The organism is Bacillus sp. FAU20 (genome assembly GCF_056033865.1).
Window position 1 is genome coordinate 88042 of sequence record NZ_JBVYHY010000003.1, and the last position, 25151, is coordinate 113192.

The 25151-nt window shown below is 37.1% G+C and carries 27 protein-coding genes and 4 other annotated features; of the genes, 17 read left to right on the plus strand and 10 right to left on the minus strand.

Annotated features, from left to right (window positions below):
- The first annotated feature begins 164 nt into the window (after window positions 1-164).
- From nrdR to dnaI, 3 genes are all read left to right on the plus strand, one after another.
- A complete protein-coding gene (gene nrdR, locus AC0OM3_RS00710; protein WP_001203687.1) occupies window positions 165-626 on the plus strand; it encodes a transcriptional regulator NrdR in 462 nt (153 codons plus the stop codon).
- A 152-nt stretch (window positions 627-778) separates the two neighbouring features.
- Window positions 779-2188 (plus strand): replication initiation and membrane attachment family protein, encoded by a 1410-nt coding sequence (locus AC0OM3_RS00715; RefSeq protein ID WP_000415026.1) that lies wholly within the window; start codon window positions 779-781, stop codon window positions 2186-2188.
- A gap of 33 nt (window positions 2189-2221) precedes the next feature.
- The gene (dnaI, locus tag AC0OM3_RS00720) at window positions 2222-3160 is read left to right on the plus strand and encodes a primosomal protein DnaI (RefSeq protein ID WP_000400104.1); all 939 of its coding nucleotides are present in this window, start codon (window positions 2222-2224) and stop codon (window positions 3158-3160) included.
- 31 nt (window positions 3161-3191) lie between these two features.
- Here the strand turns inward: dnaI and AC0OM3_RS00725 are convergent, their stop codons facing one another.
- A complete protein-coding gene (locus AC0OM3_RS00725) occupies window positions 3192-3389 on the minus strand; it encodes a DUF4177 domain-containing protein (protein WP_088045505.1) in 198 nt (65 codons plus the stop codon).
- 234 nt (window positions 3390-3623) lie between these two features.
- On the opposite strand from AC0OM3_RS00725, the gene ytxC reads away from it, so the two are divergent.
- The 7 genes from ytxC to AC0OM3_RS00760 all read left to right on the plus strand — a co-directional run bounded on the left by ytxC (window position 3624) and on the right by AC0OM3_RS00760 (window position 10354).
- A complete protein-coding gene (ytxC, locus tag AC0OM3_RS00730; protein WP_000569629.1) occupies window positions 3624-4505 on the plus strand; it encodes a putative sporulation protein YtxC in 882 nt (293 codons plus the stop codon).
- A gap of 31 nt (window positions 4506-4536) precedes the next feature.
- Window positions 4537-4765 (plus strand) — a binding site (T-box leader).
- 47 nt (window positions 4766-4812) lie between these two features.
- Window positions 4813-6750: a threonine--tRNA ligase gene (gene thrS / locus AC0OM3_RS00735; protein WP_000786083.1), complete on the plus strand. Its 1938-nt coding sequence runs from the start codon at window positions 4813-4815 to the stop codon at window positions 6748-6750.
- 210 nt (window positions 6751-6960) lie between these two features.
- Window positions 6961-7081, plus strand: a sequence feature (ribosomal protein L20 leader region).
- A 63-nt stretch (window positions 7082-7144) separates the two neighbouring features.
- Window positions 7145-7648 (plus strand): translation initiation factor IF-3, encoded by a 504-nt coding sequence (infC, locus tag AC0OM3_RS00740; protein WP_000973215.1) that lies wholly within the window; start codon window positions 7145-7147, stop codon window positions 7646-7648.
- A gap of 21 nt (window positions 7649-7669) precedes the next feature.
- The gene (gene rpmI / locus AC0OM3_RS00745) at window positions 7670-7870 is read left to right on the plus strand and encodes a 50S ribosomal protein L35 (protein WP_001125945.1); all 201 of its coding nucleotides are present in this window, start codon (window positions 7670-7672) and stop codon (window positions 7868-7870) included.
- Window positions 7871-7907: 37 nt separating this feature from the next.
- Window positions 7908-8264 carry a 50S ribosomal protein L20 gene (gene rplT / locus AC0OM3_RS00750; protein WP_001138362.1) on the plus strand — a complete coding sequence of 119 codons (357 nt, stop codon included), beginning with the start codon at window positions 7908-7910 and terminating at the stop codon, window positions 8262-8264.
- Between the two features lie 442 nt (window positions 8265-8706).
- Window positions 8707-9198, plus strand: a complete 492-nt coding sequence (locus AC0OM3_RS00755) for a dUTP diphosphatase (protein ID WP_000365050.1) — start codon at window positions 8707-8709, stop codon at window positions 9196-9198.
- Between the two features lie 70 nt (window positions 9199-9268).
- Window positions 9269-10354, plus strand: coding sequence for a M42 family metallopeptidase (locus AC0OM3_RS00760; RefSeq protein WP_000163555.1), 1086 nt, complete (start codon window positions 9269-9271; stop codon window positions 10352-10354).
- Window positions 10355-10394: 40 nt separating this feature from the next.
- Here the strand turns inward: AC0OM3_RS00760 and AC0OM3_RS00765 are convergent, their stop codons facing one another.
- On the minus strand, window positions 10395-11012 hold the full coding sequence (locus AC0OM3_RS00765; RefSeq protein WP_000023661.1) for a TetR/AcrR family transcriptional regulator: 618 nt from the start codon (window positions 11010-11012) through the stop codon (window positions 10395-10397).
- A 296-nt stretch (window positions 11013-11308) separates the two neighbouring features.
- Here AC0OM3_RS00765 and AC0OM3_RS00770 point away from each other — a divergent pair, with 296 nt between their 5' ends.
- Window positions 11309-11962 carry an HlyD family secretion protein gene (locus tag AC0OM3_RS00770; RefSeq protein ID WP_001071419.1) on the plus strand — a complete coding sequence of 218 codons (654 nt, stop codon included), beginning with the start codon at window positions 11309-11311 and terminating at the stop codon, window positions 11960-11962.
- Window positions 11963-11974: 12 nt separating this feature from the next.
- Entirely contained in the window at window positions 11975-13774 is a 1800-nt protein-coding gene (locus AC0OM3_RS00775) for a DHA2 family efflux MFS transporter permease subunit (protein ID WP_474210989.1), read from the plus strand.
- Window positions 13775-13796: 22 nt separating this feature from the next.
- Here AC0OM3_RS00775 and AC0OM3_RS00780 read toward each other — a convergent pair whose 3' ends face one another.
- The 5 genes from AC0OM3_RS00780 to sspI form a co-directional block, all read right to left on the minus strand.
- Window positions 13797-14153, minus strand: a complete 357-nt coding sequence (locus AC0OM3_RS00780) for an ammonia permease (RefSeq protein WP_474210990.1) — start codon at window positions 14151-14153, stop codon at window positions 13797-13799.
- A gap of 49 nt (window positions 14154-14202) precedes the next feature.
- Window positions 14203-14562 (minus strand): hypothetical protein, encoded by a 360-nt coding sequence (locus tag AC0OM3_RS00785; protein WP_000492094.1) that lies wholly within the window; start codon window positions 14560-14562, stop codon window positions 14203-14205.
- A 185-nt stretch (window positions 14563-14747) separates the two neighbouring features.
- Window positions 14748-15461 carry a CPBP family intramembrane glutamic endopeptidase gene (locus AC0OM3_RS00790; protein WP_001182125.1) on the minus strand — a complete coding sequence of 238 codons (714 nt, stop codon included), beginning with the start codon at window positions 15459-15461 and terminating at the stop codon, window positions 14748-14750.
- A 139-nt stretch (window positions 15462-15600) separates the two neighbouring features.
- Window positions 15601-16158 (minus strand): HD domain-containing protein, encoded by a 558-nt coding sequence (locus AC0OM3_RS00795; RefSeq protein ID WP_000554787.1) that lies wholly within the window; start codon window positions 16156-16158, stop codon window positions 15601-15603.
- Window positions 16159-16334: 176 nt separating this feature from the next.
- Window positions 16335-16544, minus strand: a complete 210-nt coding sequence (sspI, locus tag AC0OM3_RS00800) for a small acid-soluble spore protein SspI (RefSeq protein WP_000009509.1) — start codon at window positions 16542-16544, stop codon at window positions 16335-16337.
- An 82-nt stretch (window positions 16545-16626) separates the two neighbouring features.
- Here sspI and AC0OM3_RS00805 point away from each other — a divergent pair, with 82 nt between their 5' ends.
- The 5 genes from AC0OM3_RS00805 to AC0OM3_RS00825 all read left to right on the plus strand — a co-directional run bounded on the left by AC0OM3_RS00805 (window position 16627) and on the right by AC0OM3_RS00825 (window position 23297).
- On the plus strand, window positions 16627-17424 hold the full coding sequence (locus AC0OM3_RS00805) for a TrmH family RNA methyltransferase (RefSeq protein WP_001986644.1): 798 nt from the start codon (window positions 16627-16629) through the stop codon (window positions 17422-17424).
- Window positions 17425-17472: 48 nt separating this feature from the next.
- Window positions 17473-17701 (plus strand) — a binding site (T-box leader).
- A 44-nt stretch (window positions 17702-17745) separates the two neighbouring features.
- Window positions 17746-18780, plus strand: coding sequence for a phenylalanine--tRNA ligase subunit alpha (gene pheS / locus AC0OM3_RS00810; RefSeq protein ID WP_000388226.1), 1035 nt, complete (start codon window positions 17746-17748; stop codon window positions 18778-18780).
- Window positions 18781-18798: 18 nt separating this feature from the next.
- Complete coding sequence (pheT, locus tag AC0OM3_RS00815) at window positions 18799-21219, plus strand: phenylalanine--tRNA ligase subunit beta (RefSeq protein WP_046945875.1); 2421 nt, start codon at window positions 18799-18801, stop codon at window positions 21217-21219.
- A gap of 154 nt (window positions 21220-21373) precedes the next feature.
- Window positions 21374-21625, plus strand: a binding site (T-box leader).
- A gap of 52 nt (window positions 21626-21677) precedes the next feature.
- Window positions 21678-23069 carry an asparagine--tRNA ligase gene (asnS, locus tag AC0OM3_RS00820; RefSeq protein ID WP_000432177.1) on the plus strand — a complete coding sequence of 464 codons (1392 nt, stop codon included), beginning with the start codon at window positions 21678-21680 and terminating at the stop codon, window positions 23067-23069.
- A gap of 93 nt (window positions 23070-23162) precedes the next feature.
- Window positions 23163-23297 (plus strand): YuzL family protein, encoded by a 135-nt coding sequence (locus tag AC0OM3_RS00825; RefSeq protein WP_000039594.1) that lies wholly within the window; start codon window positions 23163-23165, stop codon window positions 23295-23297.
- A 41-nt stretch (window positions 23298-23338) separates the two neighbouring features.
- Here the strand turns inward: AC0OM3_RS00825 and AC0OM3_RS00830 are convergent, their stop codons facing one another.
- From AC0OM3_RS00830 to rnhC, 3 genes are all read right to left on the minus strand, one after another.
- The gene (locus tag AC0OM3_RS00830) at window positions 23339-23590 is read right to left on the minus strand and encodes a hypothetical protein (RefSeq protein ID WP_000994744.1); all 252 of its coding nucleotides are present in this window, start codon (window positions 23588-23590) and stop codon (window positions 23339-23341) included.
- Between the two features lie 236 nt (window positions 23591-23826).
- Entirely contained in the window at window positions 23827-24003 is a 177-nt protein-coding gene (locus AC0OM3_RS00835) for a hypothetical protein (RefSeq protein WP_232294104.1), read from the minus strand.
- 116 nt (window positions 24004-24119) lie between these two features.
- The gene (rnhC, locus tag AC0OM3_RS00840; protein ID WP_474210991.1) at window positions 24120-25055 is read right to left on the minus strand and encodes a ribonuclease HIII; all 936 of its coding nucleotides are present in this window, start codon (window positions 25053-25055) and stop codon (window positions 24120-24122) included.
- Between the last annotated feature and the right edge of the window lie 96 nt (window positions 25056-25151).

Here is a 25151-nt window from a genome sequence, read left to right on the forward strand (position 1 = left end):
AGTGCTCTCTATATACCATCTTATTTTTAAGGATGAGATGATAAAATGATGCGCTGAAACTTAAAGTGGTAAGAGAGTTAGAATGAGTTATATAATATTGTATATATATTTTAGGTGAAGTGAGTAGAGAAAAATAAAGAGTATAGTGTAAAGGAGTGAATGAATTGCGTTGTCCATCCTGTTCTCATAATGGTACAAGAGTGTTAGATTCGCGTCCGGTAGACGAGGGGCGCTCTATTCGAAGAAGGAGAGAGTGTGAAAGCTGCTTAAGTCGCTTTACGACCTTTGAAAGGGTAGAAGAGTCACCTCTTATCGTTGTAAAAAAAGAAGGCACACGAGAAGAGTTTAATAAAGAAAAGATTTTACGCGGTTTAATTAAAGCGTGTGAAAAAAGACCAGTATCTTTAAGACAATTAGAAGAAGTAACACAAAGCGTGGAACGTGAACTGCGTAATTTAGGTATATCAGAAGTGAAAAGTGATATGATTGGTGAAATTGTTATGGAAGAACTGCGCGATATTGATGATGTTGCTTACGTACGTTTTGCTTCTGTATATCGTCAATTTAAAGATTTAAATGTATTTATTGAAGAATTAAAAGATATACTGCAAAAAGAAAGAGAGTAGAAGTTGTATTTTATTCTCTTTACATACCGTAAGTAATAGGATAAGAGAGCTAGAAGCGCAAGCTAATAGCTCTTTTTCACTAAGAATTTATATAATGAAGATAGAACGAATGAAGTAGAGGATAGATTGGATGAGAGAAAGGAAAAGCAAGAATGGAAAAACAGTCATGGATGGAGCTATTGCCGATTGATCGTTATAAAGTAAGTGCGAAAGGGCTACTGCACAATTACGACCGAAAAGTGTTAACGATGTTGTATCAGCCGTTAATAGGTAGTAGAGCTTTTAGCTTATACATGACACTATGGGGAGAGCTAGAGCAAGATCGTGTATTTGGAAAAGAGAATACGCATCATTCCCTTATGGTGACTATGCAAATGCAACTTCCTGAAATATATGAGGAACGAGTAAAGTTAGAGGCAATTGGGCTATTGAAGGTTTATATTAAGAAAGAAAAAGATATTCGAATGTTCATATATGAGTTGCAACCACCTTTATCTCCGAAGCAGTTTTTTGATGATATTGTTTTAAGTATCTTTTTATATAATCGATTGAGCCGGACAAAATATAATCAAGTAAAGCAATATTTCTTAGAAGAAGAATTTGATTTTGCTTCTTATGAAAATGTTACGCGTTCTTTCAATGATGTGTTTGGTTCGTTTAATCCAGGACAGCTTGAGCATGCGCAAGAAGACCTTCGTATTCCAAAAACGACAACTATGCCAAGTAACGAGAAGGGAGACGCTCCGAAAGTTTGGAATGATTTCTTTGATTTCTCTTTATTTGTAGATGGATTGTCCGCTCTTGTTCCTAAAAAGGCGATTACAGATCAAGTGAGAGACTGCGTTATAACACTTGCTTACGTGTATGGTGTAGATGTGTTATCGATGCAAAATATCGTTCTTGGTGCAGTGACAGAGATGCAAACAATTGATATGGAAAGGCTTAGAAAAGGAGCGCGCGATTGGTATCAATTTGAAAATGGTCAAGCATTACCGGTATTAAGTGAAAGAGTACAGCCTCATGCTGCACGTACGATGAAAGAGAAAGAGCCTTCATCGCAAGAGGAGATGTTAATAAAGCAGCTAGAGGAAATCTCGCCAAAACAACTATTGAAAGAGATTTCTGGTGGTGCAGAGGCAACGAAAGCGGACTTGCAGATCGTTGAAGATGTCATGATTAATCAAAAATTGACACCAGGAGTTGTGAATGTACTTATTTATTACGTTATGCTACGCTCAGATATGAAACTTGCGAAAACGTATGTCGAGAAGATTGCTGGGCATTGGGCACGTAAAAAGGTCGGTACAGTAGCGGACGCGATGGCGTTAGCGAAAGAAGAGAACCGTCAATATCAAGAGTGGGCTGAGACGAAGAAAAAAGGCCGTACGGCGAAGAAAACGGTGCGGAAAGAAATGGTGCCAGATTGGCTTAAGGAAGAAGAGCCGAAAGAACAAGAGAAAGAAACAGAGAAGAAAGATATAAGTGTAGAAAAAGATGCAAGTACGCTAGAAGATGAAAGAAAACGACTAGAAGAAGTGTTAAAAAAATATAAGCGTGATTAATAGAAGAGAATGAACGCTCTTTGAGGTGAGGAAATGGAGCATATTCAAAATTCATTTGCAAAATTAATGGAAAATGAAAACTTTAAAAATAGATATGAAGTACTAAAGGCAGAAGTAATGGCGCATCCGCGTGTGAAAGAATTTATAGACGAACATAAGGGTGAAGTAACGACTTCTATGATTGAGCGCAGTCTTGTGAAGTTATATGAATATATTGGACAAAGTGTAGGTTGCGTGGATTGTCCGGATTTAGGTTCATGTAAAAATATGCTACAAGGTTATGAGCCAAAGCTTGTTATTCAAGGGAAGATGATTGATATTCAATACGATCGCTGCGTTAGAAAAGTAGCGCATGACGAGAGAAAGAAATATGAAAAACTCGTTCAAAGTGTATATATGCCAACGGATATTTTGCAGGCAACTATGGAAAACTTAGACCCTTCTGATTTAAATGCACGTATCGATGCAATTGGTGCAGCGAATGAATTTTTAAGTACATATGAACCAGGTAAAAAAGCACAAGGTTTATATTTGTACGGTAAATTTGGTGTAGGAAAAACTTACCTTTTAGGAGCAATAGCGAACGAGCTTGCTCGAAAGAAAATAAGTTCGATGCTCGTATACTTCCCGGAATTTTTACGTGAAATTAAAAGTTCAATTCAAGATAATTCGATTGGTGAAAAGATTGATGCGGTTAAACGCGTACAAGTTTTAATGTTAGACGATATCGGGGCAGAAGCGATGTCAAGCTTTGTGCGTGACGATGTGCTTGGTGCAATCTTGCAATTCCGTATGTTAGAAAACTTACCGACGTTCTTTACGTCTAATTTTGATTTTAAACAACTGGAACACCATTTAACGTATACGCAGCGTGGTGAGGCTGAAGAAATGAAGGCAGCACGTATTATGGAGCGAATTAAATATTTAGCGAAACCAATTCCAATTGGTGGGAAAAACCGTCGTCATAAGTAAAAGAGCAAGCTGAGAAGCTTGCTCTTTTGTATTATAGTGATATTTTCTTTTCAAATATGAGGTCGAAATATTCAGGTTGTCCAGAACTGCCAATCGTAGGGGCAACAATCTGTACGAACCTCCAGCCATCTCTAGCATGTTCTTGAATAATTTCTTGGTAGTCTTCAGCTGGTTTTGAGCGAGTGAACCCCCAATGTAATTCGACTTTTATGAATTTATATTCAAACATTCAGATACCCCCTTTTATTGATAAGTAAAGTATACAATAAAAATTCATAGTAGCTTGTATCATTTTTTTCTCCCTCCCTTAATATATATAAAATTAGCAAGCCATATTGAGTGGATTTTCTAACGATAGGAAATGTGATTCTACTAAGAGTGAAATTCACGCGGGACGGACTCTTATAGGATTTGTAACGTATAGATACAGTCCTTTAGAGCGGGGATAAAAGGGGGGACAAAAGTGATTGAAATTTGCTTCGAAGAAAAAAATGATGCTATGCACGTATATAGACAATTGCTGAAAAGAGCGGAAGTATTATATAAGGAAACGAGTGTGTATTTACAGGAACAAAAAGTGGTGATTCACATACCAGTACGTGAATCGAATTATATTGAAAAGATCTTATTGCCAGTAATGGTGTATTTCATTGTGAATGTGAAACAAAATGAGTGGATTTATACGATTTTAAAAGAAAAGTTTTTTTATGAAGAACAAGAAGAGTGTCATCAAATATTGCACATGGCACATGAGATTTTAAAGGGAAGAAGAAAAGGTGTAGCTCAGGATTTAACGCGTAACGCATTTGAGTCATATATTAAGTCTTCTTTAAACAATTGGCTTTGTGATCCGCTCTCATTCTCGTTTTCATCATATATCCGTTTTCGTCTTCGTACATATAGGGAAATGGTGGCTAAACTTGCGGAAGTGGCAATTGATGAATATAAGATGGAGCAAGAATACCAAATGTTCATTGAGACGCTTCGGCAACAAGTAAGCAGCCGTAAATCACGTTTGTCTTGTGTGCATCTTATTTTTGATGAAAGCTTTATCTTTTATGATGATAAAGGTAGACGTTTAAAACAGGAGAAGTTGGTCCAATATATAGATGAGGAATTGTTAAAGCAAAATGATGTATATATTGATACGAAAGTAATTGCGCCGCTTCTTTCTATTTCGCCCAAAAAGATTTATTTATATACGAAAGAACAAGACCATAATATGATTATTACTTTGCGAAATGTGTTCCAAGAACGGGTCCAATTACATGGATTACATGATTTTGAGCGCAATGTGAAAAATTTAAAAAATAAAGGTAACGCCCTTGATTTTCTAAGTTTTTGAGCATATAATTACCTACATAAATGAAATATATTGAAATGTCATGATGAGGACATGAGTAGTTTTCTACGATTTTCAGAGAGGGAAGCCTTAGGGTGTGAGCTTCCTAGTACGGGATTATTACTTACCACCTCTAAACTTTAGCAGTGAACGGTTTTTCTAGTAATTGCTAACGGACAACACCGTTATGTTGAACTTGAGCAATTAACAATTATGTTAATTGGAACAAGGGTGGAACCACGAATTCAACACTCGTCCCTTTTTACGGGATGAGTGTTTTTTATTTTGAGAAAAAGAGGAGTGACCAGTGATGGCAGATGTAGTTAAAATTACTTTCCCTGATGGAGCTGTGAAGGAGTTTCCAAAAGGCGTAACAACTGAAGAAATCGCAGCTTCTATTAGCCCAGGCTTAAAGAAAAAAGCTGTAGCTGGAAAATTAAACGATGAGATGATCGATCTTGTTACACCAATCGAAGAAGATGGTGCAGTTTCTATCATTACATTAGATTCTGAAGATGGCCTATATATTTTACGCCATTCAACAGCCCACCTTTTAGCACAAGCGTTAAAACGTTTATATAAAGATGTTAAGGTTGAGCTTGGCATTGGTCCAGTAATTGAAAATGGCTTCTACTACGATATTGATATGGAAGAAGCAATTACAGTTGAAGACTTCAAGAAAATCGAAAAAGAAATGCAAAAAATCGTGAACGAGAACTTAGAAATCGTTCGTCATGAAGTACCACGTGCAGAAGCAATTCGTCGCTTTGAAGAAATCGGCGATGAGTTAAAATTAGATTTAATTAACGATCTTCCAGAAGATGCAGTTATTTCAATCTATGAGCAAGGCGAATTCTTCGACCTTTGTCGTGGTGTTCACCTTCCATCTACAGGAAAAATTAAAGTGTTTAAATTATTAAGCGTTGCAGGTGCTTACTGGCGCGGCGATAGCAATAATAAAATGCTACAACGTATTTACGGTACTGCATTCGTTAAGAAAGCAGAATTAGATGAGCACTTACGTATGCTTGAAGAAGCGAAAGAGCGCGATCACCGTAAATTAGGTAAAGAATTAAAACTATTTACTAATAGCCAAAAAGTAGGACAAGGTTTACCACTTTGGTTACCAAAAGGTGCAACAATCCGCCGCATTATCGAGCGTTACATCGTTGATAAAGAAGCAAGCTTAGGCTATGATCACGTATATACTCCAGTACTAGGAAGCAGAGAGCTTTATGAAACTTCTGGTCACTGGAACCACTACCGTGATGGCATGTTCCCATCAATGGAAATGGATAACGAAGAATTAGTTCTTCGTCCAATGAACTGTCCTCATCATATGATGGTTTATAAAAATGATATTCACAGCTACCGTGAATTACCAATCCGTATTGCAGAACTTGGAACAATGCACCGTTATGAAATGTCAGGTGCGTTATCTGGATTGCAACGTGTACGCGGAATGACTTTAAACGATGCGCACATTTTCGTTCGTCCAGATCAAATTAAAGAAGAGTTAAAACGTGTTGTAAACTTAACTCTAGAAGTGTACAAAGATTTCGGTTTAGAGAACTACTCATTCCGTCTATCTTACCGCGACCCAGCAGATACTAAAAAGTATTATGCGGATGATGAGATGTGGGAAAAAGCACAAGGTATGTTAAAAGAAGCTATGGATGAAATGGGTCTTGATTACTATGAAGCTGAAGGTGAAGCGGCATTCTACGGTCCAAAACTTGATGTTCAAGTTCGTACTGCTCTTGGAAAAGACGAAACACTTTCAACTGTACAATTAGACTTCTTACTTCCAGAACGCTTTGAATTATCATACGTTGGTGAAGACGGTAAACAACATCGTCCAGTTGTAATTCACCGTGGTGTTGTATCAACTATGGAACGTTTTGTAGCCTTCTTAATTGAAGAATACAAAGGTGCATTCCCAACATGGTTAGCTCCAGTTCAAGTACAAGTAATTCCAGTTTCTCCGCAAGTACATTTAGACTATGCGAAGAAAGTACAAGACGAATTGCGTCGTGCTGGTATCCGTGTTGAATTAGACACTCGTGAAGAGAAGATCGGTTACAAAATCCGTGAAGCACAAATGCAAAAAATTCCGTACATGCTTGTAGTAGGTGACAATGAAGTAACTGAAAACGGCGTAAACGTACGTAAATATGGTGAACAAAAATCAGAAACAATCGCATTAGATGCTTTTGTTGACATGATTAAAGTAGAAGGAAAACGATAAGAAAAAGCCGCGGTATACCGCGGCTTTTTTATGTAATATACTTGAGAAAAATTAGAAAAAATAACCATGTAACACTTATCATAAAAAAGTATTGCAAGTATGTTAGTTGTTTGTTACAATGTTTCTTGTTGTTAGTAAAACACATCGCGTCTTCTTGACAGACGTCATGTCCTATGATAAACTCATCAAGGATAATAGAATATTGTTTTGTGGAACAAGTAGAAGCACCCGCTTCTCACCTGATGGACGCATTCGCAGTTAACAGGTAAATGTATTTCTTACTTAAGATTTTACAAGTGTGGGTGTCGTATGCCCGCACTTTTTTTGTTCGGGTTCTATGACTACAAAATATGTTCTGAGAAAACCTTGGAGGTGGCTTACTATTAGCAAGGATATGATGATTAACGAGCAAATTCGTGCACGTGAAGTACGTTTAGTTGGCGCAAATGGCGATCAACTTGGAATCAAGTCTCGTAATGACGCTTTAGACTTAGCTGCAAATCTTAATCTTGATTTAGTATTAGTTGCTCCAAATGCGAAACCGCCAGTATGCCGCATTATGGACTACGGTAAATTCCGCTTTGAGCAACAGAAGAAAGAAAAAGAGCAGCGCAAAAATCAAAAAGTAATTAGCATGAAAGAAGTTCGTTTAAGTCCAACAATTGATGAACACGACTTTAACACAAAACTTCGTAATGCTATCAAGTTTTTAGAGAAAGGCGACAAGGTTAAAGCGTCAATTCGCTTTAAAGGACGTGCCATTACTCATAAAGAAATCGGTCAACGTGTTTTAGATCGCTTCTCAGAAGCTTGTGCTGAAGTTAGTACAGTTGAATCTAAGCCTAAAATGGAAGGACGCAGTATGTTCTTAGTTTTAGCACCGAAAAACGATAAGTAATAGATAGAGGAGGAAATACCTATGCCTAAACAAAAAACTCATCGCGGCGCTGCAAAGCGTTTCAAAAAGACTGGATCAGGTAAACTGAAACGTTCTCACGCTTACACAAGCCATTTATTCGCTAACAAATCTACAAAAGCTAAACGTAAACTACGTAAAGCTGGTGTAGTAAGCGCTGGTGACTTCAAACGCATTCGTCAAATGCTTGACAACTTAAAATAAGTTCGGCTGATATATAGAACAATTAGGAGGTAATATTATGCCAAGAGTAAAAGGTGGTACAGTTACTCGTCAACGTCGTAAAAAAGTAATTAAATTAGCAAAAGGTTACTACGGTTCAAAAAATACATTATTCAAGGTTGCTAACCAACAGGTTATGAAATCTCTAATGTATGCATTCCGTGACCGCCGTCAAAAGAAACGTGACTTCCGTAAATTATGGATTACACGTATCAACGCAGCAGCTCGTATGAATGGTCTTTCTTACAGCCGCTTAATGCACGGTCTTAAAAATGCTGGCATCGAAGTTAACCGCAAGATGCTTGCTGACTTAGCTGTTCATGACGAAAAAGCTTTCGCTGAATTAGCAACAGTTGCAAAAAACAACATTAACTAATTAATTAGTTGAAACCTTAGAAGAATTTTCTTCTAAGGTTTTTTTATTTGTATTCAAATAGAAGTTAGAAGTGAAAGAAATTCTAAAGATTAACGGCTATGTCATTATCAATATGACAAAATCAATATAAAAGTTATAGCAGTATAGAAGAATATACATATGAAGTCAGGAGAATACTCCTGGCTTTTTTCAATTCTGCTCGTTTGGAAAGAAGAGTATCTTTCCTAGCCGAAACGACACTGCTATAATGGAAAGATGATATGGAACTTTCATCAGATGAACAATTTAACAGTGATGACTGAAACGTATTTGTAAATTAAGGACAAGCTATTTTATAAAGAGGTAGATAGCTGACTTATTCATAAGAACTGAAACATAATAATGAACTTTGAGATGAAACAACATTGTTGCGTAAAATGCGATGTTGGAGGAGGACAATAGAATGGACTTACTACAACTATTTAAATTACAAAAAGAATTAGATGACCGTATTGCAAAAGAACATGACTTACAACCGAAAAAATTGTTAAAAGAAAAAATGTTAGCTCTTCTTGTAGAAATTGGAGAACTTGCAAATGAAACACGTTGTTTTAAATATTGGAGCAACAAACCAGCTTCGGAACGTGAAGTAATATTAGAAGAATACGTAGATGGTTTGCATTTTATTTTATCAATCGGCATTGATTTAGGTATTGATAAAAACTTCCTATTCTATAAATGTGCACAAACGAATAAAACACAAGTGGAAATTTTCTTAGACACATATGCGAAAGTAATTCGTTTTACAGATCAACCATCTATTACAAACTATATTGAATTATTTACGAGCTACCTTCGACTCGGACAAGCACTTGAATTTGAGCAAGAAGAGATTGAAAAAGCATATTTAGATAAAAATGAAGTAAATCATCAGCGTCAAACACAAGGATACTAATTTAATTTTTGAATATTTCAATTTAATTATTGTATAATGAATTGACTGAAGAAAAAGGAGGGTGTTGGCAATGACAAAATTAGACGCGACATTGACAATGCTAAAAGAATTAACGGATGCACGTGGTATTGCTGGTAACGAACGTGAACCACGTGAAGTAATGAAGAAATATATCGAGCCGTTTGCGGACGAACTTTCTACTGATAATTTAGGGAGTTTAGTTGCGAAAAAAGTAGGGGAAGAAAACGGCCCGAAAATTATGGTTGCAGGTCATTTAGATGAAGTTGGATTTATGATTACACAAATCGATGACAAAGGTTTCCTTCGCTTCCAAACGGTTGGTGGCTGGTGGTCACAAGTTATGCTTGCGCAACGCGTGACGATTGTAACGCGTAAAGGAGATGTAACAGGTGTAATTGGTTCAAAACCACCGCACATCTTACCTCCAGAAGCTCGTAAAAAGCCAGTTGAAATTAAAGACATGTTCATCGATATCGGTGCTTCTAGCCAAGAAGAAGCGATGGAGTGGGGCGTACGACCAGGAGATCAAGTTGTACCTTACTTTGAATTCCAAGTGATGAAGAATGAAAAAATGTTACTTGCAAAAGCATGGGATAACCGAATCGGTTGTGCAATTGCAATTGACGTATTAAAACAATTAAAAGATGAAAAGCATCCAAACGTTGTATACGGCGTTGGAACTGTACAAGAAGAAGTCGGTCTTCGTGGCGCAAAAACATCTGCGAATTATATTAAACCAGATATCGCGTTCGCAGTAGATGTTGGTATCGCTGGAGATACACCGGGTGTAACGTCAAAAGAAGCGCAAAGTAAAATGGGCGATGGACCACAAATCATTTTATATGATGCTTCTGTTATTGGACATACAGGTTTACGTGATTTCGTAGTTGATGTTGCTGATGAATTACAAATCCCGTATCAATATGATTCAGTAGCGGGCGGAGGAACGGATGCGGGTGCGATTCACATTGCTGTAAATGGTATTCCTTCTATGGCAATTACAATTGCAACGCGCTATATCCATTCTCATGCGGCAATGTTACACCGTGATGATTATGAAAATGCAGTGAAGTTAATTGTAGAAGTTATTAAACGTCTTGATAAAGAGGCTGTACATAACATTACATTTAATTAATAGAAAAAGCGAAGGAGATTCTCCTTCGCTTTTTTATGTTTTAAAAAGGCCGTTCTAATCCTGCTGCAGTATGAGCGCCTAAAATAATTAAACGAGTTAATTGCATCGCCATAAAATGCGGAGTATATATCATTCCTCTTTTTAACCATGACATAATCATTCCGATGTGAGCCCCTGTAACATAACTAATCAAAATATCACGAGGAACCATAAGATCTTCATCATCTGGTTGTGAAATAGACAAGCTTAATGTTAAATGCACTTGTATTGTTTTCATCATTTTATAAGAGTAGTTTCCGGCAGCTTTATCCCCAAGCATAACGTTATAAAAGTTTACATTTTCTGCGATATGTTCGAATAAAGCCAAAAATGTAGGGTGAGGTGAATCGAATGTAAGTTGAAAATCTTCTTTATTTCTATTTTTCGGTTTAATTACTTCTGCTAGCTTCTCTAACATTTCTTCAATACTTTTGTCTAATAGGTCATATTTATCATGGTAATGGCTATAAAATGTAGCGCGATTTACAGGAGCGCGTTCTGCAATATGTTGAACAGTTACATTTTCAAAGCCTTTTTCGCCTACTAAAGCGACAAAAGCATCCTGAATGAGTTGTCTCGTTCGCTTTACACGTGGATCATTTGTATTTTTAATAGACATTTTTCTTCTCCTCGTTTAATTTTCTATACTTAAACAACATATTGGTATTATATTGTTGTTTAAGCGACATTTCATACGTAAATTGTCGGTTGTAGATTCAAAATAATTATTTATAATTATAAACGATAGTCCTTCAGAAATCAGCACCGCTCGCAGGTAGATAAATTTCGATTTATGCTGCAGATGGTGTGATTTTTTTGATAAAAGGTTAATATAATTAACAATTAAACAATCTAAACAATAAGGACATAAATAGTTTAGAAAAAAATTATATGCGATATAAGGAGAGGAATGCAATGAATCAGTTTCGAAGAATGGTAATTATCAACATTATCACATTAATTGTACTAGTTGGCGGCGGTATTGGCGGTTATTACTATTACAACCAAACGGAAAATTACTTAAAAACAGACAATGCAAAGATTGATGGGAAGGTAATTCCGGTTGCTTCACCAGTAGCAGGTAAACTAACTGACTGGAAAGCTGAAGTAGGAAAAAATTATAATGAGAACGATAAACTAGGTACTGTTACTGTAGCGGCAGCTAATGGAGAACAAACAGTAGATGTAACAATTCCACAAAATGCAACGGTTGTACAATCAAACGCAACAACAAATGCTTTCGTTGGAGCTGGTAGCCCGATTGCTTACGCATTCGATATGAACAATTTATGGGTAACAGCAAACATTGAAGAAACAGATGTTGATGATGTTCAAAAAGGTCAAGATGTAGATGTGTATGTAGACGCATACCCAGATACAACGTTAACAGGAAAAGTAGAACAAGTTGGCTTAACAACAGCGAATACATTCTCTATGTTGCCATCAAGCAACGCAACAGCGAACTATACGAAAGTAACACAAGTAGTACCAGTTAAAATTTCTTTAGATCATAGCAAATCAGTAAATATTGTTCCTGGCATGAATGTGACAGTTCGTATTCATAAGTAAGGGGGAGATGAGATGTCCTCAATTGTAATTGCAGGATATGCACTATTTTGTATAATCGTCTTCTTCCTTGTAAATCGTCTTTTACGAAAGAAAAAAACGAAAATGGGAGAAGAACAAGTCCCAGCCGTAAGTAAAATAGAAATAAGTAAAGTTGAAACAGAAGAGAAAGAAATTGAACGAAAGCAAGAATCGGAAATTTCTAATGTAGTTGAGTTAGAAACAGGAAAGCAAGAAGAAGTAAAACAAGAAAAAGAAGTGCCGAAAAAACAAATGTCTACGCCTGTAGAGAATGTGAACGTAAAAGCAGTTGTAGCTGTATTAATTCTCGGCATGTTCGTTTCTATTTTAAACCAAACAATTATTAACGTTGCATTACCTCCGTTAATGAATGAATTTAACGTATCAACTTCAACAGCACAATGGTTAATTACAGGCTTCATGCTTGTAAATGGTATTTTAGTACCGATTAGTGCATTTTTAGTTTCACGATTTACGTATCGTAAATTATTCGTAGCAGCAATGTTATTCTTCACGGTAGGATCTATCATTTGTGCTACTTCAGGAAACTTTACAATGATGATGACGGGCCGCGTTATTCAAGCAGTTGGTGCGGGTATTTTAATGCCGGTTGGTATGAATATCTTCATGACGTTATTCCCGCCTCATAAACGCGGAGCGGCGATGGGATTACTAGGTGTAGCGATGATTTTAGCACCAGCTATCGGACCAACTGTAACAGGTTGGGTGATTGAAAACTATAGCTGGAACTTAATGTTCTATGCGATGTTTATTATCGGTTTAATTATTACGTTCCTATCTTTAAAATTCTTTACACTAGCCCAGCCAGTGTCTAAAACGAAATTAGATATATTCGGTGTGGTTAGTTCAAGTATTGGACTAGGAAGCTTATTGTACGGATTTAGTGAAGCTGGAAATAATAGTTGGACTAGTGCAGAAGTCATTATTTCACTTGTTATCGGTGTAATTGGTTTAGCGTTATTTATTTGGAGAGAGTTAACAACGGACAATAAAATGCTTGATTTACAAGTATTTAAATATCCAGTATTTACTTTTACTTTAGTAATTAACGCAATCGTAACGATGGCACTATTTGGAGGTATGTTATTACTTCCAGTATATCTGCAAAACATTCGTGGCTTTACGCCAATTGAATCTGGTTTACTACTTCTTCCAGGATCATTAATTATGGGAATCATGGGACCAGTAGCGGGTAAATTATTCGATAAATATGGCATTCGTCCATTAGCGATAATTGGATTGGCAATTACGACGTATGCGACATATGAATTTACAAAATTATCGATGGATACACCGTATAGCGTTATTATGACGGATTATATTATACGTTCAATTGGTATGTCATTCATTATGATGCCAATTATGACAGCTGGTATGAACGCACTGCCGATGAAATTAATTTCTCACGGTACAGCAACGCAAAATACGTCAAGACAAGTAGCTGGTTCAATCGGAACAGCGATTTTAATCACACTTATGACGCAACAAACAACTGCTCACGTAGCAGATTACGGCAATATGTTAACAACATCCAACCCAATTTTAGTTGATAAAGTACACGGCATGGGCCAAAGCTTAGCGGCCTTAGCTGGATCGGCTCAAGCAGGAGATGCGATGAGCACACAACTATTATATGGACAAATTTCAAAGCTATCTGCAATTAACGGTATTAACGATGCCTTCTTAATCGCAACGATACTAGCAGGTATCGCTTGGGTGTTATCGTTCTTCTTACAATCAGGCAATAAACCAAATAGAAAAGCAGGGAATTAAATTCCCTGCTTTTTTGTGCTCTTTATGCAGTTAAATATAAAAGCTGGTAACCAGCTACGGAGCAGAGCCCTGTTATAAACAAAATTGTTCCCATAGCACGAATACTTGATATTTGTCTGCCGCTTATAATAGCTAATAGTCCAGCTAAAGAGAAGAGACCCCAATATAAAGTTACTGAAATTGGAATCATCCCCTCTAAATCTATTCCATAACCTATACAAATGATAGGAACAACGATAAGAGATATGCTAATTAAACCAGCTATAATAGTAAATGATTTACGACATTTCATACCAGCAATAATTAAAAAAATGCCGACGATGAATTCGCATAACATTAAAGTAAAAGCTAAAATCATCCAAATTAATATTCCGAACATTTCTGTATTACCTCCGATTTGTGGGTTTCGAAAAAAGTTATATATAGAATCAATCACCTACAGACATGAGTACCCAGAAGATAACCCCTAATATTCCAATGGTAAAAATAATGAATCCCATATTACGTATACTTTTAATTTTTGCTTGTAATCCACTCAATCCTGCTGATAATCCAGTTAAAGAAAACAGTACCCAATATAAAGTAGTCGAAATAGGGAGGATTGTATTGCTCTCCACTCCCATGCCCCAAAAAACAAAAGGTAGTGTGACAAAGGAAAAGCTAAGTAGCCCCATTAAACCAGCAAATAATTTACGATGTTTCATGCTAGTAACAATTAAAAAAATACCACCGAAAAATCCACATAAGACAAGAAATGGCATATAAACAACCCAAAGTAAGCTAAACATATATAATCTCCTTCTATGTAATGAGTTATATTTTACTACATGAGGTTTATTTTGGATATTATTAATTAATATATATAAATTGATTGAAAAGGGTAATAACGATACGGATTATTAAAAACGTAACTGTAGAAGGGTTTGAAGTAATGATAAAAGAGTAAAGAGAGGTATCATCATGACACCTCTCTTTATCCTAAGAATGCTAACATATTATTCATAATATGAAATAACATAGCTGGAATAATGGACTTTGTTTTTTTACATAAAATCGCCATTAATAATCCCATAAAGAAAGTAATGACCATTACCCCAAGTGAGTATGTATGAGCGATACCGAAGAAGAAACTTGTTACGATGGCTGCAATCCAAAATGGAAAGCGTTCTGAGAAGAAGCGAAGTATAAAACCACGGAAAATAAGCTCTTCAAAAATAGGTGTGAGTATGGCGAAGCTGAGAAGCAATAATATTTCATATTGCTTAAAGACGTCTAAGCTTAGTGCGGAAGATTGCTGCTTCGTTGCGTCTTGGAACACATAATTTAACAGTATGTAATTGAGTACGATGTTTATAACGAAGAAAAGAAGTAAATATACGTATGTGCGCCATTCTTTCAGTGTTTTAAAGTTAAAAGATTTTAGTAGTAATTTTTTTGCGGGTTCGAATTTAAAAATGAAGAATAACAATACGGCTAGTTGTAATACGGTACTTGCGGTATTGGCAATAGATTCGTACAGGGCAATTTGTTTTTTATTTGTGAGACCAGCTGTATAAATTGTTAAGGGCATTGCGAGGAACACAGTAATAAGTCCGGTTCCGAAAAAAGCGAATACAACGGAGCTAATAAATTGTCCCCATGACATAGAGTATTTCTGTTCATTAGAAAGTTGTGTAGCGGGTTGCATATGTAGAATCACCTCTTTATATTTGTATATTTAATTATAAGGCATTTTGTTTTCAGGCGTAATATTTAAATATTACATATAAAGGTGTATTTTCCACAAAATAATAAAAGAGGTATCACCCTGTAGTGATGCCTCTTTCTCATTGATAACTATGTTCTGTCTTGTTACTCAATTTTGCTTGCTCTATTTGCAATTCACGCTCTACCAATCGATCTAATTGCTGAATTGCTTTAAGTGCTTTTTCATAAGAAATTGTTCGATAATGATGCGCTCCGCCCGGTTCTTCATCTGCTTCATCTGCCCATTTAATAATATTTTGAAGAGATGTTCTTTCAATTTCTTGTTCCACTAAGAAAGAATCTGTATGAAGAAGAATTGCAATAGAAATTTCTTTTGCTAGTTTTGGATGTTCTCCTAATCTAATAAGTAATTTATGTGCTCTTTCAGCGCCTTTAATTGCATGGATATCATTCTTTTTATATAAGTCATAATCCCATTCGCCGCCTGTGTACCACGTATGATGTCCGATATCATGAAGGAAGCCAGCTTTTGTGGCAGCATCGACTGAGGCGTGATGCTTTTTGGCTAGGTGAAACGCATGGTAAGCGACAGCGATCGCGTGGACCATTCCAGAACGGTTTACGTATTTTTGTGTAATGTGGTGTTTAAAAATTTGTTCAAGCGTAATACGGTGCATAAAACATTCACTCCTTTTATCTTATGGTGTATATGAAGAAAAATCGATCGGTTTAAATGTATTTTGAACATTGTACTCCATCATAGTTCGCTAGTAAAGTAGAAATGTTTAGGAGAAGAAAAAATTTTTCCGCAAAAAAATCACCTTAGCTGATGCAAAGGTGATTTTCAAATTGCTTATTTTTTTAATCCTTGCTCTAGTGTTTCTAACATTTCGTGCTTTTCATTTTCATCAGCGTTTTTCCAAATGACTTCAAATAAAACGCCAAGACCTGGAAGCATTTTTTCTTCACCGCTTTGAATTGCATCGACGATTGTTTCTTGTAATTGATCTTGTGAATTTCCAGATACATTCGCTAATACGGCACCGCGTAAATTAAAACTCATTGCTTTCACCTCTTCTTCAGAATTGAAACTGACGTTAGTTTTTGTTCTTTTTTATGTAAATATGTATGAAAAATAGGCTATAATGATAAGACAAGAAGAGAGGGAAATACATATTATGAAAAACATTGATTCAGTACAAAATCCGCGTGTAAAGCAGTGGAAAAAGCTGCAAACGAAAAAAGAACGCGATAAAAAAGGTTTATTTTTTGTAGAAGGATTCCACTTAGTCGAGGAAGCTTTGAAGGCAGGAATTGTAACGGAACTTATCGTTTCAGATCAGACAGACCTTCCGAAAGATTGGACAGTTAATGATGTGGAAATGTATATCGTACCTGAGGCGATTGTCAAAATACTTCGTGAAACAGAAACGACACAAGGTGTATTTGCTGTTTGTGAGAAGCATGAGAAAGAAGTAGCTCTTACTGATGGGAAATTCCTTTTATTAGATGGCCTGCAAGACCCAGGTAATTTAGGAACAATTATTCGTACAGCTGATGCAGCTGGTATTCACGCCGTTGTGCTTGGAGAAGGTTGTGTTGATGTTTATAATAGTAAAGTACTCCGCTCTACACAAGGCTCTATTTTCCACTTACCAATTGTAAAAGGGAACTTAGAAGAATGGGTAGACAAGTTAAAAGAAAATAACGTTCCTGTATATGGAACAGCTCTTGAAAATGGAGTTCCGTATGGTGAAGTAACGCCGGCTGGCAGTTTTGCATTAATTGTAGGAAATGAAGGGAACGGCGTACGCCAAGAAATTCTTGCAAAAACGGATCAAAACTTGTATATTCCGATTTACGGCGGGGCAGAATCATTAAATGTTGCGGTTGCAGCAGGGATTTTAACGTATTATTTGCAAAGCCCGGTTGCGAACAAATAAAAAACTTCTTATAATAAGTTGAAGTACATTATATTAAAAGTTAAATAACGAAAAACGTTGATAGAGAAGAGTAACTTACAAAATCGCCATATAGGGAGAGAGTGCCGTAGACTGAAAGCATTCTTATGGTAGACGGAAGTGAATTCACCTCTGGAGTTGACGCCAGGACCATGTATATGTAAAGGCGTTCCGGTCAGAATTGATCGTTATAACTAATGAGTGGGCAGACTTGTTCTGTCAATTTAGGGTGGTACCGCGAATTTACCTCGTCCCTTTTTGGGAGCGAGGTTTTTTTATTTTTAAAATTAGGAGGGTTCCAAAATGGAAGCACGTTTAAAAGAGCTAAAGCAAAAAGCGTTAGAGCTTATTGAAGAAGCGAAAGAGCTAAAGAGCTTAAACGACGTACGCGTAGCGTATTTAGGAAAAAAAGGCCCAATTACAGAAGTATTACGCGGCATGGGAAAATTGTCAGCAGAAGAGCGTCCACGTATGGGAGCATTAGTAAATGAAGTGCGTGAAGCGATTCAAACGCGTTTAGATGACAAAATTAGTAACTTAGAAAAAGCGGTAATCGAAGCGAAATTAGCTACTGAAACAATCGATGTTACACTGCCAGGTCGTCCTGTTGAAACAGGTTGTCACCATCCGTTAACAGCTGTTGTTGAGCAAATTGAAGATGTATTCATCGGTATGGGTTATGAAGTAGCTGAAGGAACAGAAGTAGAAAAAGACTACTACAACTTCGAAGCACTAAACTTACCGAAAGATCACCCAGCACGTGATATGCAAGATACATTCTACATTACAGAAGAAACGTTACTACGTACACATACATCTTCTGTGCAAGCACGTACGATGGAAAATAATAAAGAAAAAGGCCCGATTAAAATTATTTGTCCTGGTAAAGTGTATCGCCGTGATGACGACGATGCGACGCATTCACATCAGTTCATGCAAATTGAAGGTCTTGTAATTGATAAAAACATTCGTATGAGTGACTTAAAAGGTACACTGCAAGTATTCGTGAAAAAGATGTTCGGTGAAGATCGTGAAATCCGTCTTCGTCCAAGTTTCTTCCCATTCACAGAGCCATCTGTAGAGATGGATATTTCTTGTATGATGTGTCATGGCAAAGGTTGCGGCACTTGTAAAGGAACTGGCTGGATTGAAATTCTAGGCGCAGGTATGGTTCACCCGAACGTACTTGAAATGGCTGGTTATGATTCAAAAGAATATCAAGGTTTCGCATTCGGTATGGGCGCAGAGCGTATCGCAATGTTGAAATACGGAGTAGATGACATTCGTCATTTCTATACAAATGATGTACGTTTCTTACAACAATTCAAACGAGCGTAAGGGAAGGAGAGGATAAATATGTTCGTATCATATCGTTGGTTACAAGAGTATGTAGATATTAAAGATGTAACAGCACAAGAACTAGCAGACAAAATCACGAAAAGTGGTATTGAAGTAGAAGGCGTTGAAGTATTAAATAAAGGTGTAAAAGGTGTTGTAGTTGGTCACGTATTAGAATGTGAAAAACACCCAGAAGCTGATAAATTAAGCAAATGCTTAATCGATATCGGTGAAGAAGAGCCAGTTCAAATTATTTGTGGAGCTGCTAACATTGCAAAAGGTTTAAAAGTACCAGTTGCAAAAGTTGGAGCTGTACTTCCTGGTAACTTCAAAATCAAAAAAGCAAAACTACGCGGTGAAGCTTCTCACGGTATGGTTTGTGCTCTTCAAGAGCTTGGTATTGATGGAAAGTTAGTTTCAAAAGAATACGCAGATGGTATCTTCATCTTCCCAAGTGACGCTGAAGTTGGTGCAGATGCACTTGAAATTTTAAACTTACACGATGAAGTACTTGAGCTTGGCTTAACACCAAACCGTGCAGATTGCCTAAACATGTTAGGTGTTGCATATGAAGTAGCTGCTATTTATGGCCGCGAAGTAAAACTTCCAGCTATCGACTTACAAGAAACAGCAGAAAAAACTTCTGATTATATTTCTGTAAGTGTAGAAGCGAAAGAAGAAAACCCGTTATACATTGCAAAAATGGTTAAAAACGTAAAGATTGGTCCATCACCAATGTGGATGCAAACTCGTCTTATGGCAGCTGGCATTCGTCCAATTAGCAACGTAGTTGATATTACAAACTACATTTTAATGGAATACGGTCAACCGTTACATGCATTCGATTACGATAAATTAGGTTCAAAAGAAATCGTTGTTCGTCTTGCAAAAGAAGGCGAAAAAATTGAAACGTTAGATGATCAAGAGCGTACATTACAAAGCCACCATCTTGTAATTACAAACGGCACGAAAGCTTTAGCTGTTGCTGGTGTAATGGGCGGGGCGGATTCTGAAGTTACAAATGAGACAGTAAACGTTCTAATTGAGTCTGCATACTTTGCAGGTCAAACAGTACGTCGTACATCAAAAGACTTAGGTCTTCGTAGTGAATCAAGTGCACGTTTCGAAAAAGGAATCGACCCAACACGTACATTTGAAGCAATTCAACACGCAGCTGCTTTAATGGCGAAATATGCTGGTGGTGAAGCACTTGAAGGTGTGGTAGAAGCTGACAACTTACAAGTACAAGAGCGTACAGTATCTGTTACTGCTGAAAAAGTAAACCGTGTATTAGGTACAAATATTTCTGCGAGTGAAATGGGTACAATGTTCACAAACTTGAAATTCCCATTCACAGAAGTAGAAGGAACATTCCATGTAAATGTACCAGCACGTCGTCCTGATATTACAATTTCAGAAGACTTAGTAGAAGAAGTGGGCCGTTTATACGGTTATGACCATATTCCAGTTACATTACCTTCTGGAACGATGACTCGTGGTAAATTAACATCAGCACAAACGAAACGTCGTAAAGTACGCCGCTTCTTAGAGGGTGCTGGTTTATATGAAGCAATCACGTATTCATTAACAAGCGCTGATAAAGCGAAACAATATATGGTTGAGCCAAACGAAAAGGCGCCTGTAGGTCTTGCACTTCCAATGAGTGAAGAACGTAGCCAACTTCGTTTAAGCTTAGTACCGCAATTACTAGAAGCAGTTTCATACAATGTCGCTCGTAAAAACGACAGCGTTGCTTTATACGAGGTAGGTTCTATCTTCTTACCGACAGAAGAAGGAGAACTTCCGAAAGAAGAACAACATCTTGCAGGTGTTATGACAGGTCTTGCTCTTCACCATGCATGGCAAGGTGAGAAGAAAGTAGTAGACTTCTTCGTTGTGAAAGGTGTACTAGAAGGACTATTCGACGTGCTTGGCGTTTCAAACCAAATCACATATGCACCAGCAAAACGTGAAGGTATGCACCCAGGCCGTACAGCTGACATCGTATTGGATGGCGAAGTAATTGGTTTCATCGGTCAATTGCACCCAGAGGCAGAAAAACAATTAGATGTGAAAAATACATTCGTATTCGAACTATCTCTTGTAAAAGTATTCGGTGCAGACGCAGAAGAAACTTACTACGCAGCAATTCCACGTTTCCCATCTATGACGCGTGATATGGCTGTTGTAGTAACAAAAGAAACAAAAGCTGGTGAAATGAAGCAAGTCATTGCTGAAGCTGGCGGAGAACTTCTGAAAGATGTAACATTATTCGACTTATACGAAGGTGAAAAAATGGAAGAAGGCAAGAAATCACTTGCATTCTCTATGACTTACTTCGATGCAGAACGTACATTAACAGACGAAGAAGTAACAGAAGCACATAACCGTGTACTAACAACGGTAGAAGAGAAATTCGGTGCGGAGTTACGTAAGTAATTAGAAAATTGCCGGATTCATTCCGGCAATTTTTTTATTGGATTGGTTGTCGGACACTATCGGTAAGTCGATATATTACAAAAATCGCTCATATATTTTTTGGCATCTTGCATCTTTCTCTCGAATGTAGTACATTAATTTTAGTTTAACAAAATGAAAGACGATGATAAGGAAAAGTAGTATATACTATAATCCAAAGCGAGTCAGGGACGGTGAGAGCCTGATGAGGCGGTATATGTGAAGAACACCTTGGAGTTGCTAACCGAAATTGAATCTTATATTCAAGAGTAGGCTTAGACGGGAATCCGGCCTGTTATAAACCGGGAAGTATGTATTACATACGAGTTAAAGTTGGTCTTTATGACAAATTGGGTGGTACCGCGAAGTTTAACCTTTCGTCCCTTTATGGATGAAAGGTTTTTTTGTATTTAAATATATGAGCAAAGGAGAATTTCACTATGGAAAACACATTAGTAAAAAGTCTGTATAGAGATACAGAAAAGTATGCAGATCAAACAGTACAAGTATCAGGGTGGATTCGTAACTTACGTGATTCAAAAGCATTTGGTTTCATCGAATTAAACGACGGTAGCTTCTTCAAAAGCGTTCAAATCGTTTTCGATACAGAATTAGAGAACTTCAAAGAAATTGCAAAACTTCCACTTAGCTCTTCAGTTAAAGTAGAAGGTAAAGTAATTGCAACGCCTGGAGCGAAGCAACCATTTGAAATTAAAGCAGAAAAAATTGATATCGAGGGTTTATCAGATTCTGATTACCCACTTCAAAAGAAACGTCATACGTTTGAATACTTACGTACAATCGCTCACTTACGTCCAAGAACAAATGCATTCTCTGCAACGTTCCGCGTACGTTCTATCGCAGCATTTGCGATTCACCAATTCTTCCAAGAGCGTGGATTCGTACATGTTCACACACCAATCATCACTGGTAGTGATACAGAAGGTGCTGGCGAAATGTTCCGCGTAACAACGCAAGATTTAAATAACCTACCAAAAGGTGAAGACGGAAAAGTTGATGAGTCAAAAGACTTCTTCGGTAAAGAAACAAACTTAACAGTAAGTGGACAGCTGAACGCTGAAGCTTATGCATTAGCATTCCGTGACGTATACACATTCGGACCTACATTCCGTGCAGAAAACTCAAACACAACTCGCCACGCTGCTGAGTTCTGGATGGTTGAGCCTGAGATTGCATTCGCTGAACTAGGGGACGTAATGAACCTTACAGAAGATATGCTGAAATATGCAATGAAATACGTATTAGAGCATGCACCAGAAGAAATGGAATTCTTCAACAGCTTCGTTGATAAAACAGTTCTTGAGCGCATGAACAACGTAATTAACTCTGACTTCGGTCGCATCACTTATACAGAAGCAATTAAAGTGCTTCAAGAATCAGGTGCTGACTTCAAATACCCAGTAGAATGGGGAATTGACTTACAAACAGAGCACGAAAGATACTTATCAGAAGAAATCTTCAAACGCCCTGTATTCGTAACTGACTATCCAAAAGACATTAAAGCATTCTACATGCGTTTGAATGAAGACGGTAAAACAGTAGCTGCTACTGACCTTCTAGTTCCTGGCATCGGCGAATTAATCGGCGGAAGCCAACGTGAAGAAAGAATGGACGTTTTAGTAGACAGAATTAAAGAATTAGGTATGAACGAAGAGGACTACTGGTGGTACTTAGAACTTAGAAAATACGGCGGTACAAAACACGCTGGATTCGGTCTAGGTTTCGAGCGCTTCCTAATGTACATCACTGGCATGGCTAACATCCGTGACGTAATTCCATTCCCAAGAACTCCAGGTTCTTCTGAATTCTAAAATATGAAAAAAGCGAGAGGATTTCCTCTCGCTTTTTTATTTTGTATAGTTTATTCTCCCGTAGCAAAAAGTAACGCGAAGGGGTGAATATAAATGAGTAAAAAAGTGAAAAAAGATCATTCAAGATCAAGCCTAGGTTCTCCAGAAGTTGAAGGACAAGGAACGACGACACATGAAACAGGTTCTCATAAAGTATCTTCATCAAATAAGAAGCAGAAACGAAGCTAACATAACAAAGGAGAGTCTTAAGGGCTCTCCTTTGTTATGTGTTACATCTTATTATCGTTAATTTCTTTTGTAATCTTATTTATGTCTTTGTCTAATCGATCTAAATAGAAAAACCACAGTAAACTCATGAACACGTAATAGATGGCCATCATGCCAAGATTATCAGATATATTTTCGAATGTGGATTTAGTAGTGAAAAAAGCTCCCCAAATGGTAGAAATAGTGAAGTAAGAAAGTGGGCCTACGAGGTGTACGAAAACATATAATATCTTTTTAACTTTTACAGCGTTCATATGAAAAAACTCCTTTTTCTAATCATACATTCAAGTTCTTCACAGAAGTGTTGTAGTTTTGTTGGATTATGTATTAACAAGCGTGCATCGTGTTTCCCGATAAAGTGAAACTTTAATCAGTGGGGGGGGTCATCCCCCACTGATTATTAGTTGAACCAATCGGACTTTTATGGGCAGTTGATCCCCCCTAACTTCTTTGCATTCGCTGAATTTTGAGGTGGGGGTCTTACTGCCCATTAAAGCGGGATAAATCTCCGAATCCGAAAGTTTAATAAGAAAGATCGACCATAACGCTCTATTAAATCGTTGAACGCTGGTTGTTCACTTAGTAGCTGAATGTTTTCTCTAATTTCGAACTGTCTTTCGTGTGGATCGCCTAGTAAAATATTTAGAATCATTTGTAGAAGTAGCAATGTAGATCTCCTCCTATGTTAGAATAATCTGTATATTATAATTGTAACAAAACTATAAGGACAATAGTAGGATGAAACAAAAAACAGGAGTTTGTAGGCTCCTGTTTTTGTCGATACTATTTTAATAAGCGAAGCGCCTTCTCCGTATTAGCGAAATGCAGTTTCACAAACTCAGGTAATCGTTCTTTACCAAGCTTTTGAATTAATTTAGCAGCAGCGATATCAACTTGTTTACTAGCACCTTTTGGAAGTGGCATACCAGCTTTTTTACTTAGTTCGTCAAACTGTTTTACGAATGAGTAGCGAGCTAAAATAGAAGCAGCGGCTACTGCTAAATGGACGCTTTCACCTTTCGTAGCGAAATAAACATTTTCACGCTGTACCTGTTTTTGTTTTGCTAAATATTTATAGTATGTATCAGGTTGTGTGAATTGATCGATTAAGACGCCTTCAGGTTTTGTAGGTGCCATTTTAGCTAATAAGTTTGTAATAGCTTTATTATGTAGCAAGGCTTTTAGCTTACCTTGGTTGTTTCCTTTATCAAATAGCTCGTTATATTTTTCATTATGAAGGACAAGAGAGCTGTAAGGAACAACGTGTAGAAGTTGTTTCGCAATGGCAGTAATTTGATCGTCATTTAAGTTTTTAGAGTCTTTTACACCAAGTTCTTTTAGTAGTGGAATTTGCTTTGCATCCACATATACAGCAACGACTGTCATCGGTCCAAAGAAATCTCCCGTACCAACTTCATCAGACCCTACAATAGACATTGTACTGATGGAAGCAGGCGGCGCATAACGATGGGAATCGACAGGTTTTTTTACAGTTGTTTTTGGTCTTTTAGAGACAGTTTGCCAACGAGAAGCTTCTGCTTCAGCGCGGCCTCCTTGGAACATTACTTTTCCAGATTTATACGCTGTAATCGTGCAAGATGGCACCTTAGCCATAAAGATACCGCCTTGCGGAATTTTCGGGCTAAGCGAATGTTTATATTGTTGTTTCATGTCTTCAATTACTGTAGAATTTGTTTGAATTACGATAGAATTTGACATAATGGTCGCCCCTTTTTTTATATTGTTATTTTTATCATATCGGATTGTTCTTTCTGTTTCCATATTATGAAGGTTCATGGTATGATAAACTTTAGG

Bases quoted from the DNA above. Each gene is read 5' to 3' on its own strand.
- AC0OM3_RS00830 (WP_000994744.1), bottom strand. From the start codon at position 23,590: ATGAACGCTGTAAAAGTTAAAAAGATATTATATGTTTTCGTACACCTC.
- rplT (WP_001138362.1), top strand. From the start codon at position 7,908: ATGCCAAGAGTAAAAGGTGGTACAGTTACTCGTCAACGTCGTAAAAAA.
- sspI (WP_000009509.1), bottom strand. From the start codon at position 16,544: ATGAGTTTTAATTTACGCGGTGCCGTATTAGCGAATGTATCTGGAAAT.
- AC0OM3_RS00790 (WP_001182125.1), bottom strand. From the start codon at position 15,461: ATGCAACCCGCTACACAACTTTCTAATGAACAGAAATACTCTATGTCA.
- AC0OM3_RS00795 (WP_000554787.1), bottom strand. From the start codon at position 16,158: ATGCACCGTATTACGCTTGAACAAATTTTTAAACACCACATTACACAA.
- AC0OM3_RS00785 (WP_000492094.1), bottom strand. From the start codon at position 14,562: ATGTTTAGCTTACTTTGGGTTGTTTATATGCCATTTCTTGTCTTATGT.
- rpmI (WP_001125945.1), top strand. From the start codon at position 7,670: ATGCCTAAACAAAAAACTCATCGCGGCGCTGCAAAGCGTTTCAAAAAG.
- AC0OM3_RS00760 (WP_000163555.1), top strand. From the start codon at position 9,269: ATGACAAAATTAGACGCGACATTGACAATGCTAAAAGAATTAACGGAT.
- AC0OM3_RS00765 (WP_000023661.1), bottom strand. From the start codon at position 11,012: ATGTCTATTAAAAATACAAATGATCCACGTGTAAAGCGAACGAGACAA.
- asnS (WP_000432177.1), top strand. From the start codon at position 21,678: ATGGAAAACACATTAGTAAAAAGTCTGTATAGAGATACAGAAAAGTAT.
- AC0OM3_RS00825 (WP_000039594.1), top strand. From the start codon at position 23,163: ATGAGTAAAAAAGTGAAAAAAGATCATTCAAGATCAAGCCTAGGTTCT.
- AC0OM3_RS00725 (WP_088045505.1), bottom strand. From the start codon at position 3,389: ATGTTTGAATATAAATTCATAAAAGTCGAATTACATTGGGGGTTCACT.
- pheS (WP_000388226.1), top strand. From the start codon at position 17,746: ATGGAAGCACGTTTAAAAGAGCTAAAGCAAAAAGCGTTAGAGCTTATT.
- AC0OM3_RS00805 (WP_001986644.1), top strand. From the start codon at position 16,627: ATGATAAGACAAGAAGAGAGGGAAATACATATTATGAAAAACATTGAT.
- dnaI (WP_000400104.1), top strand. From the start codon at position 2,222: ATGGAGCATATTCAAAATTCATTTGCAAAATTAATGGAAAATGAAAAC.
- AC0OM3_RS00755 (WP_000365050.1), top strand. From the start codon at position 8,707: ATGGACTTACTACAACTATTTAAATTACAAAAAGAATTAGATGACCGT.
- pheT (WP_046945875.1), top strand. From the start codon at position 18,799: ATGTTCGTATCATATCGTTGGTTACAAGAGTATGTAGATATTAAAGAT.
- AC0OM3_RS00770 (WP_001071419.1), top strand. From the start codon at position 11,309: ATGAATCAGTTTCGAAGAATGGTAATTATCAACATTATCACATTAATT.
- AC0OM3_RS00715 (WP_000415026.1), top strand. From the start codon at position 779: ATGGAAAAACAGTCATGGATGGAGCTATTGCCGATTGATCGTTATAAA.
- infC (WP_000973215.1), top strand. From the start codon at position 7,145: ATGATGATTAACGAGCAAATTCGTGCACGTGAAGTACGTTTAGTTGGC.
- thrS (WP_000786083.1), top strand. From the start codon at position 4,813: ATGGCAGATGTAGTTAAAATTACTTTCCCTGATGGAGCTGTGAAGGAG.
- AC0OM3_RS00775 (WP_474210989.1), top strand. From the start codon at position 11,975: ATGTCCTCAATTGTAATTGCAGGATATGCACTATTTTGTATAATCGTC.
- rnhC (WP_474210991.1), bottom strand. From the start codon at position 25,055: ATGTCAAATTCTATCGTAATTCAAACAAATTCTACAGTAATTGAAGAC.
- AC0OM3_RS00780 (WP_474210990.1), bottom strand. From the start codon at position 14,153: ATGTTCGGAATATTAATTTGGATGATTTTAGCTTTTACTTTAATGTTA.